Source organism: Rhodococcus sp. P4_B6, assembly GCF_056402215.1.
Window position 1 is genome coordinate 19,366 of the sequence record NZ_JBFUHV010000124.1, and the last position, 7,951, is coordinate 27,316.

The window sequence follows — 7,951 nt, forward strand, 5'->3', positions numbered from 1 at the left end:
GACCCATCATGCGCGATCAGGCCGGCCCATCGTCACGATTCCCGCAACCGGGCGGTGCTGGCGCGCACGACCAGTGACGTCTTCATCAACGATCGCGTGCGGGTGCCGCCACCCAGCCGATCGAGCAGGATCGTCGCGGCCGCACGCCCCTTCTCGACGATCGGCTGATGAATCGTGCTGAGACCGAGAAGTTCTGCGACGGGCGCGTCGTCGAAACCGATGACGGACATGTCGTCCGGGACCGACAGCCCGCGCTCGCGCAGCACCTGCCACGCCGCCACCGCGTGCACGTCGGACGTCGCCACGAGCGCGGTGGGCTGTGCGGCGTCGAGCAGGATCCGGGTGGCCTCGGCACCGGAGTCGCTGTCGATGTTGCCCGCCACCACGATGAACAGTTCCTCCACCGGAAGGTGGTGGTCGCGGGCCGCGTCGAAATAGCCGGCGAGGCGTTCGCGTGCGTTGCGCTCGGTTGCCGCACCGACGTCGGCCGTCGTAACCATCCGGCAGTCGGAGTCCTGGCCGAGTTTGTCGACGATGATCCCGATGCGCCGGTGGCCCAGTTTCAGGATGTGGTCCATCTGGAGATAGGCGCCGTTCCGGTCGTCGATGGCCACGAACGGCAGTCCCGCGCTTCTGGGCGAATCGACGACGACAGCCGGGATGCCGCGCGCGATGATCGCCTCGACCAGGGGGTGCCCGTCCGGGACGTTGTGGATGACCACACCGTCCACGAGCCCACGGAGAACCAGCGAGTTCGGGGGCGAGTCCGGTGAGCCACCGCGGGAGGCCGGGAACAGGGTGAGGGCGATGTCGGCGGAGTTCCCGATTTCGGCGATGCCCTTCATCAGCAGGGTCACGGACGGATCCTCCAGCGCTTGCACCGGGGAGTCGGGCACGATCACGCCGACCGCGCCGATCCGTCCCGACCGCAGGCTGCTTCCGGCGATGTTCGGCCCGGCGTAGCCGAGGTCCGCGGCCACGGAGTAGATGCGTTCCCGTTGTGTCGCAGAGACCTTCGACGATTTACTGAAGGCGTAGGAGACGGTGGCGACCGATACGCCGGCCGCTTTCGCGACGTCTTTCATCGTGACCACGTGGTACTCCCTCGTCGGCGTTCATCGGCCACAACCGGCCGTTGCGCACCGAAGCGCACAGGTGGCGAAGCCCGATCCTAGTCCGCGGTCGGGCGCTCCCGACGCTCCCCTCGACATCACCCATTGACAGCGCTCCAGCCGGTGATACGATTCACCACCATAAGTTAATCGTTTCACCATCTGCTTTCACCATTCCGGTTTCACCATCCCTGGGAGCACTCATGACCAAGGTCCTCTACCTCTACGGCGGCTGGCCCGGCCACCATCCGTACGACATCGCCGCGTGGGCACGCGAACTGTTCTCCGAGCTGAACTACCAGGTCGAGGAGTCGCAGGACATCTTCACCCTCGACCGCGACCTGACCGGATACGACCTGATCGTGCTCGGCTGGAACAACGCGCTCACCACCGAAGACCTGAGCGATTCGCAGGAGAAGAACCTGCTCGACGCCGTCGCGGCCGGAACCGGGGTCGCGGCGTGGCACGGCGCCGCCGCCGCGTTCCGGGCGAGCCTGAAGTACCACTTCCTCCTCGGCGGCGACTTCGTCGAACACCCTGCGGGAGAGGCTTTCCCGCAGCCGTACAAGGTGAGCATCACCGACCGCGAGCACGAGGTGACCGCGGGTGTCGAGGACTTCGCCGTCGCGTCCGAGCAGTACTACATGCACGTCGACCCGAACAACCGGGTACTCGCGGAAACCGAGTTCAGCGGCGAGCACCTGCCCTGGCTGGAGGGACTGCGCAGCCCGGTGGCGTGGGTGCGCCAGTGGGGCGCCGGCCGGGTCTTCTACCACTCGATCGGCCACACCCCGGCCGACCTGTCGGAGCCGAACGTGCGCCGACTGACCAAGCAGGGACTGCGCTACGCCGCCCGCGTAGCCAACTGACACAGCAAGGAGACACGATCATGGCGAAATTGACCGGCGGGCAGGTGGTCGCCCAGGTCCTGAAGCAGTACGGCGTCGAATACGTCACCGGCATTCCCGGCCACGGCATCTGGTCGCTCACCGATGCGTTCCTGGAGAAGGGGTCCGAGATCCCGTTCATCCAGGTCTACCACGAGCAGAGCGCCACACACCTCGCGGACGGGTACTACCGGGTGTCCGGCAAGCCGATGGCCGCGGTGGCGTCGATCGGGGCGGGCGCCGCGAACACGGTGCTCGGTCTCGCGACCGCGTACAGCGACTCGACGAGCCTGCTGTGTATCACCGGCGGGCCGCCCACCCACATGCGCGGGCGCGGTCTGCTCCAGGAACTCGAGCGGCACACCGACAACGGCTTTCCGCAGGTCACCGACGCGGTGTCGAAGCGCAGCTGGGTCGCCACCCGCGTGGAGGAACTGCCGTTCATCATGCACCGCGCGTTCAGCACGATGCTGACCGGTCGCCCGGGGCCTGCGCACATCGAGGTGCCGATGGACGTGCAGGCCGAGGCCGCCGACGTGTCCCTGCACGACCTCGCGCGACGGCTGCCGGTCGGCCTGCAGCAGCCCGACCCGCTGGCAATCGACAAGGCCGTCGACGTGCTCCGTGACTCACGCCGGCCGGTGATCGTCGTCGGCGGCGGCGCCATCACGTCCGACTCGGCCGACGAGGTGCTCGCCCTCGCCGAGGCGTGGCAGATCCCCGTGGTCACCACGTGGAACGGCAAGGGCGCGTTCCCGGAGGACCACGCACTGTTCGCGGGCAGCGTCGGCCAGACCGGCACGATCGTCGGCAACGCCGTCGCCTCTCGCGCCGACGTGGTGATCTCCATCGGATGCCGGTTCACCGACTGGTCCTCCTCCAGCTACGCGCAGGGAGTGACGTTCTCGATTCCGCCGGCCAAGCTCATCCACATCGACATCGACCCACACGAGATCGGCAAGAACTACCCGGCCGAGGTCGGCATCGTCGCCGACGCCAAGCCGACCGTCGCCGCGATCGTCTCCTCTCTCCCCCGCAGCAGCGCCGACCGCTCCGAATACCTCGCCGAACTCGAGCAGTTGAAGGCGGAGTGGGAGGCCAAGCTCGCGGGCCGACGCGATTCCGACCGGTTCCCGTTCACCTCGCAACGCCCCCTCGGTGGCCTGCGGTCCGTGATGGAACGGGACGGCATCATCGTCGCCGGCTCCGGCAACACCCAGGGCGCCGTGAAGCAGACGTTCCCGGTGTATCACCCGCGCACGCACCTGACCTCGGGCGGATTCTCGTCGATGGGGTGGGCCGTGCCCGCCGCGATCGGCGCCAAGCTCGCCGCCCCCGACCGGCAGGTCGCGTGTGTGCTCGGTGACGGCGACTTCCTCATGACGTCGCAGGAGATCGGTGTCTGCGTGCAGCACGACATTCCTGTGGTCTTCGTGGTCCAGGACAACGCCGGCTTCATGTCCATTCGGGGCGGCCAGCGCAAGCAGACCAGCCGGCACATCGGCACCGAGTTCAACCGCCCCGACGGCACCCCGTACAGCCCCGACTTCAAGGCGCTCGGCCAGTCGTTCGGCCTCGAATCGTTCCGGGTGGACGACCCTGCCGACCTCGAGAGCACGTACCGGAAGGCCTTCGACTCGAAAGCGCCTGCCCTGATCGAGATCCCGACGGATCGTGACGCCGCCGGACCGTGGGTTCCCGGGTGGTGGGACTTCCCCGTCCCCGCGTACATCGACGACGAACGTCAGGACGAGTACTGGGCGACCCGAGCCAAGGAACAGCACCTGTGAGAACCTCGGGCCACGATCAGATCGACGCGTATTCACCGCTGCGCGAGGGCGCGGTGGTCGAGGTGGGCGACTCCGACACGGTCACGGCCGATGTCGTGGTCGTCGGGTCCGGGATGGGTGGTTCGACCCTGGCGTGGGCGCTCCGGGATCGGGACGTCGACGTCCTGGTCGTCGAACGCGGCCGGTTCCTCCCCCGCGAGGTGGAGAATTCGCAGGCCGCGGAGATGTTCCTCGAGGGCCGGTACAAGACCGCCGAACCGTGGTTCGACGGCAGCAACGGTGAGCCGTTCCAGCCCGGTGTGTACTACTGGGTGGGCGGCAACACGAAGTTCTACGGCGGCAGCCTCCCCCGCTTCCGCGTCACGGATTTCGAGGAGACGCAGCACTACGACGGCGTCTCACCGAAGTGGCCGTTCAGCTACGCCGACCTCGAACCGTTCTACGCCGAGGCGGAGCGTCTCTACCAGGTGCACGGCAGCGACGGCGAGGATCCGACGGAACCGCCGCGGTCGACTCCGTACCCGTTGCCGCCGCTGCCGCACGAGCCGACGATCGAGCGTTTCGCGTCCTCGCTGCGCAAACAGGGTCTGCACCCGTTCMACACGCCGAACGGCATGAACCTGACTACGCAGGAGCATCGCCGGCAGTCGACCGCGTCGGACGGCACCCCGTCGCAGACCGACCACAAGAATGAAGCGGAGAACCGCGCGCTGCGCCCCGCCCTCGAGTCGGACCGGGTACGCCTGCTCACCGAGGCCAAGGTGACGCGCCTTCTCACCGACGCGAAGGGCACGCGAATCGTCGCCGCGGAGGCCGAGTTCCGTGGTCGCACGATCCGGATCACCGCCAACCAGTTCGTGGTCTCGGCGGGCGCGGTCAACACCGCGGCGCTGCTGCTCCGCTCGGCCGACGAGCGGAACCCGGACGGTCTCGGCAACTCGTCGGGACTGCTGGGCCGGAACTACATGGTGCACAACAGCACGTTCTTCATGGGCGTCAACCCCTTCCGGACCAACACGACCGCGTGGCAGAAGACACTGGGCATCAACGACTGGTACGTCGCCGGCCCGGACAACGAATTCCCGCTCGGCAATCTGCAGATGCTCGGCAAACTGCAGGCCGCGCACGTCAAGGGGGCACGGCCCTGGGCCCCGATGTGGGCGCTGAAGGCGGTGGTGGATCGCAGTCTCGACATCTACCTCACCACGGAGGATCTCCCGGCGCGCAGCAACCGGGTCCAGGTCGACGGCGACCGGATCATCGTCGACTGGACGCCCAACAACACTGCGCCGCACCGTGAACTGGTTCGCCGGGTCTCCGCGGCGGTCCGCAGGGCAGGGTATCCGATCATCCTCACCGAACGGATGGGGATCGCGACGAACTCGCACATGTGCGGAACCGCGGTCGCGGGGACCGATCCGGCGGCGAGTGTCCTCGACCCGAACTGCCGCAGTCACGACGTCGACAACCTGTGGGTGGTGGACGGGTCGTTCTTCCCGTCGTCGGCGGCGCTCAACCCCGCGCTGACCATCGCAGCCAACGCGCTGCGGGTCGCGCCCCGCATCGCGTCCGCCGCAGAATAACGTCGCTCCGCGGCCCTTCCGATCACGTCGCGCCCCGCTCGACGGGTGCGACACGGAGGAAGGGTCCGCGGATCGTCGCTGTCACCACCGGCTAACCGAGCTCGTACACCCGACCGGTCTGGATGCCGTACACGGACTTGACGAAGGCGCGGGCGACGTCGGCGACGGGAACGGGCGTGAACCCCGGGAAGTAGTCGCCGTAGACGTCGAGGGATTCGGTGACGACGGAGGGGCGTTGCGCGGGGTCGGAGCATCCACGACAGCCGCGCCGATGCGGCCGGTTCCTCCGACGACGAGGGTCTTCATTGGTGAACTCCCAGGTGTTGAAGACATTCCTGTGCGTGTATCGGCCATGGTGCCTGAACTATTCCGGGCCCGTTATCGTCTGACCGATTCCGGGACTGTCGCGACAAGGGAATGACTCGCACCGAGGCGCGCCTTCCGCATCACCGGTGGCCCGATGACCGCGACCACGAGTGCCAGCAGTGCTGGGATCATGAGTGCGAGAGTCAATCCGGCGTGGACTACGACAGTGCCGATGAGGACCGGTCCGACGAGCAGTCCGCCGTACCCGAGCATGTTGACGATTCCGATGTTGGTGCCGCTTCGGGCCGGGTCGATGCGACCGGCCGTGGCCAGCACCAGCGGGACGATGGGAGCGAGCCCGAGGCCGAAGACGAAGAGCCCCAGCAGCGCGGTGTACGCATGGGGCAGCGCGAGGGTGAACGCAAGGCCGAGAGCAGCCAGAAGTCCCGAGGTCGCGGTCACTGCCGTCGCTCCCCATCTCCGCGTGAGTGCGTCGCCACCGAGACGGCCGACCAGTTGGCCTGCCGAGAAGAACGCGAAGGCGAGCGCAGCGACTGCCGTGGTGGTTGCGAGTTGTTCGTGCAGGTACTTCCCGGTCCAATCCGATGACGCCTCGCCGAGCATGGCGCACAGACCGGTGCATCCGAGGGCGACGGCCAATAGTGTGCTCGCCGACCGTGCCGGACTCAATGCGGCGGCCTGCCCACCAACGCATGCGCGATCGTCGATCGTCCTGCCACCGTGGCCTTCTGGAGCCTCGGGGAGGTACCACCGGCTCAGGACGATCACCGCAAAGGCGACGCCGATCCCGTTGACGGTCAGGCACAGCACCGGATTGTCAGGCGCCATCCTCATGAATTGGGCACTCACGAGGCCGCCGACCAAGCCACCAGCCGGCCAGGCCGCGTGGAATGCAAGCATCGTCGACCGCCCGAGGCGACGCTCGACTGCTACACCATGAGCATTCACGCTCGTGTCCGTGGCGCCGCGCAGAACCCCCATCGCCAACGCGGCCACTCCCAGTGACGCTGCCCCTGTTGCGAATCCGACAGGCAGCAGCGATACGGCGTACAACGCCGCCGACAGTCGCAGCGTCCACTTCGGCCCCCACCGGTCGACGACACGACCCGCCGCGATGCATCCGACTGTGGCCCCGATACCGATGTAGAGGGCGACGATCGCGTACTGACCGTCGCTGACCTGGTTGCGGCCCTGGATCAGCGGAACGTTGGACGCCCACATTGCGACGGTGTACCCACCGAGGAAGAACGAGGCGAATGTAGCCAACCGCGCATTCCTCACCGTGACGAGATTCCCGATCGAGTCGTCCGTTGCGTTGCACACATGCCCTCCAGAACCGTCGATCATTGGATCAATGCTGTCAGAGGCCGTCGACAACATTGCGACCTCTAGTTTATTGTCGACAGATCGTTCATCGCAGCGGATCTGCGCCACGTAGCGCGCCCGCTGGTTTGCCGAGGGCGATGTTCTCACACCCTGCGGGACAGTCGATCCCGCCGAATGGATAGGTTTCCCATGCGAAAGATTTTTCTGGCCTGCCCGTACAGCCACGCGGACGAACGTGTCGTCCACGAGCGCTTCCTCGCCTGTAACGAGGTCGCCGCGACGATCGTCGAGTCGGGCAACGTCATCTTCAGTCAGGTGTCGATGTCGCACCCGATCAATCTGGCCTTCAAGACAATCGACCCCAGCGAGGTGGGCAAGCTGTGGGCACCCGTCGACGCCCACTTCATGGAATCGATGGACGAGTTGATCATTCTCGACGTGGACGGGTGGGATCGGAGTTCGGGATTGACGTCCTCTCGGCCGTGAACGACCGAGATTCCCCTCGGGACTCGCGTCCCGAGGTTCCTGTTTCACCGACAGTCGCCACCCCACACCTTAGGTGCGGGGTGGTCTCACACCGTCTCCGCAGGCTGCCACCGCCAGTCCGACGGCCAAAATGTTCCTTGCCGCGTTCACATCCCGATCATGGACGACGCCGCACCGGCATGTCCACTCCCGCACGTTCAGCGGCATCGCCCCGGCGACCTCCCCACACGCCGAGCAGGTCTTCGACGACGGACAGAACCGGTCGATCACCACCACCCGCCGCCCGTACCAGTCGGCCTTGTACTCGAGCATCGACCGGAACTCGGACCACCCCGCATCCGAGATCGCCCGAGACAACGACCGATTCTTGACCATGTTCCGCACACTCAGATCCTCGATGGCGATCACTTGATTTTCGCGCACCAGCCGAGTGGAGAGTG

Annotated in this window: 7 protein-coding genes; 4 read left to right on the top strand and 3 right to left on the bottom strand. The window is 66.8% G+C overall.

From position 1 onward, the window contains the following. Positions 1-32: 32 nt before the first annotated feature. Complete coding sequence (locus tag AC1DWT_RS36670) at positions 33-1,094, bottom strand: LacI family DNA-binding transcriptional regulator (RefSeq protein WP_095863116.1); 1,062 nt, start codon at positions 1,092-1,094, stop codon at positions 33-35. A 221-nt stretch (positions 1,095-1,315) separates the two neighbouring features. Here AC1DWT_RS36670 and AC1DWT_RS36675 point away from each other — a divergent pair, with 221 nt between their 5' ends. Genes AC1DWT_RS36675 through AC1DWT_RS36685 form a run of 3 tightly spaced genes read left to right on the top strand, consistent with a single transcriptional unit; the run spans position 1,316 to position 5,372 of the window. Beyond that, the gene (locus AC1DWT_RS36675) at positions 1,316-1,981 is read left to right on the top strand and encodes a ThuA domain-containing protein (protein ID WP_005244749.1); all 666 of its coding nucleotides are present in this window, start codon (positions 1,316-1,318) and stop codon (positions 1,979-1,981) included. Between the two features lie 20 nt (positions 1,982-2,001). Continuing rightward, positions 2,002-3,789 carry a thiamine pyrophosphate-binding protein gene (locus AC1DWT_RS36680; protein ID WP_072939182.1) on the top strand — a complete coding sequence of 596 codons (1,788 nt, stop codon included), beginning with the start codon at positions 2,002-2,004 and terminating at the stop codon, positions 3,787-3,789. After that, a complete protein-coding gene (locus AC1DWT_RS36685) occupies positions 3,786-5,372 on the top strand; it encodes a GMC oxidoreductase (protein ID WP_477924404.1) in 1,587 nt (528 codons plus the stop codon). The genes AC1DWT_RS36680 and AC1DWT_RS36685 overlap by 4 nt, the downstream gene beginning before the upstream one ends. Positions 5,373-5,750: 378 nt before the next feature. Here the strand turns inward: AC1DWT_RS36685 and AC1DWT_RS36690 are convergent, their stop codons facing one another. Further along, on the bottom strand, positions 5,751-6,965 hold the full coding sequence (locus tag AC1DWT_RS36690) for an MFS transporter (RefSeq protein WP_179377638.1): 1,215 nt from the start codon (positions 6,963-6,965) through the stop codon (positions 5,751-5,753). 249 nt (positions 6,966-7,214) lie between these two features. On the opposite strand from AC1DWT_RS36690, the gene AC1DWT_RS36695 reads away from it, so the two are divergent. Further along, positions 7,215-7,511, top strand: coding sequence for a DUF1937 family protein (locus tag AC1DWT_RS36695; protein ID WP_095863113.1), 297 nt, complete (start codon positions 7,215-7,217; stop codon positions 7,509-7,511). Between the two features lie 69 nt (positions 7,512-7,580). Here the strand turns inward: AC1DWT_RS36695 and AC1DWT_RS36700 are convergent. After that, the coding region (locus AC1DWT_RS36700) for an RNA-guided endonuclease TnpB family protein (RefSeq protein ID WP_477924407.1) at positions 7,581-7,951 on the bottom strand (371 nt) is incomplete at its 5' end.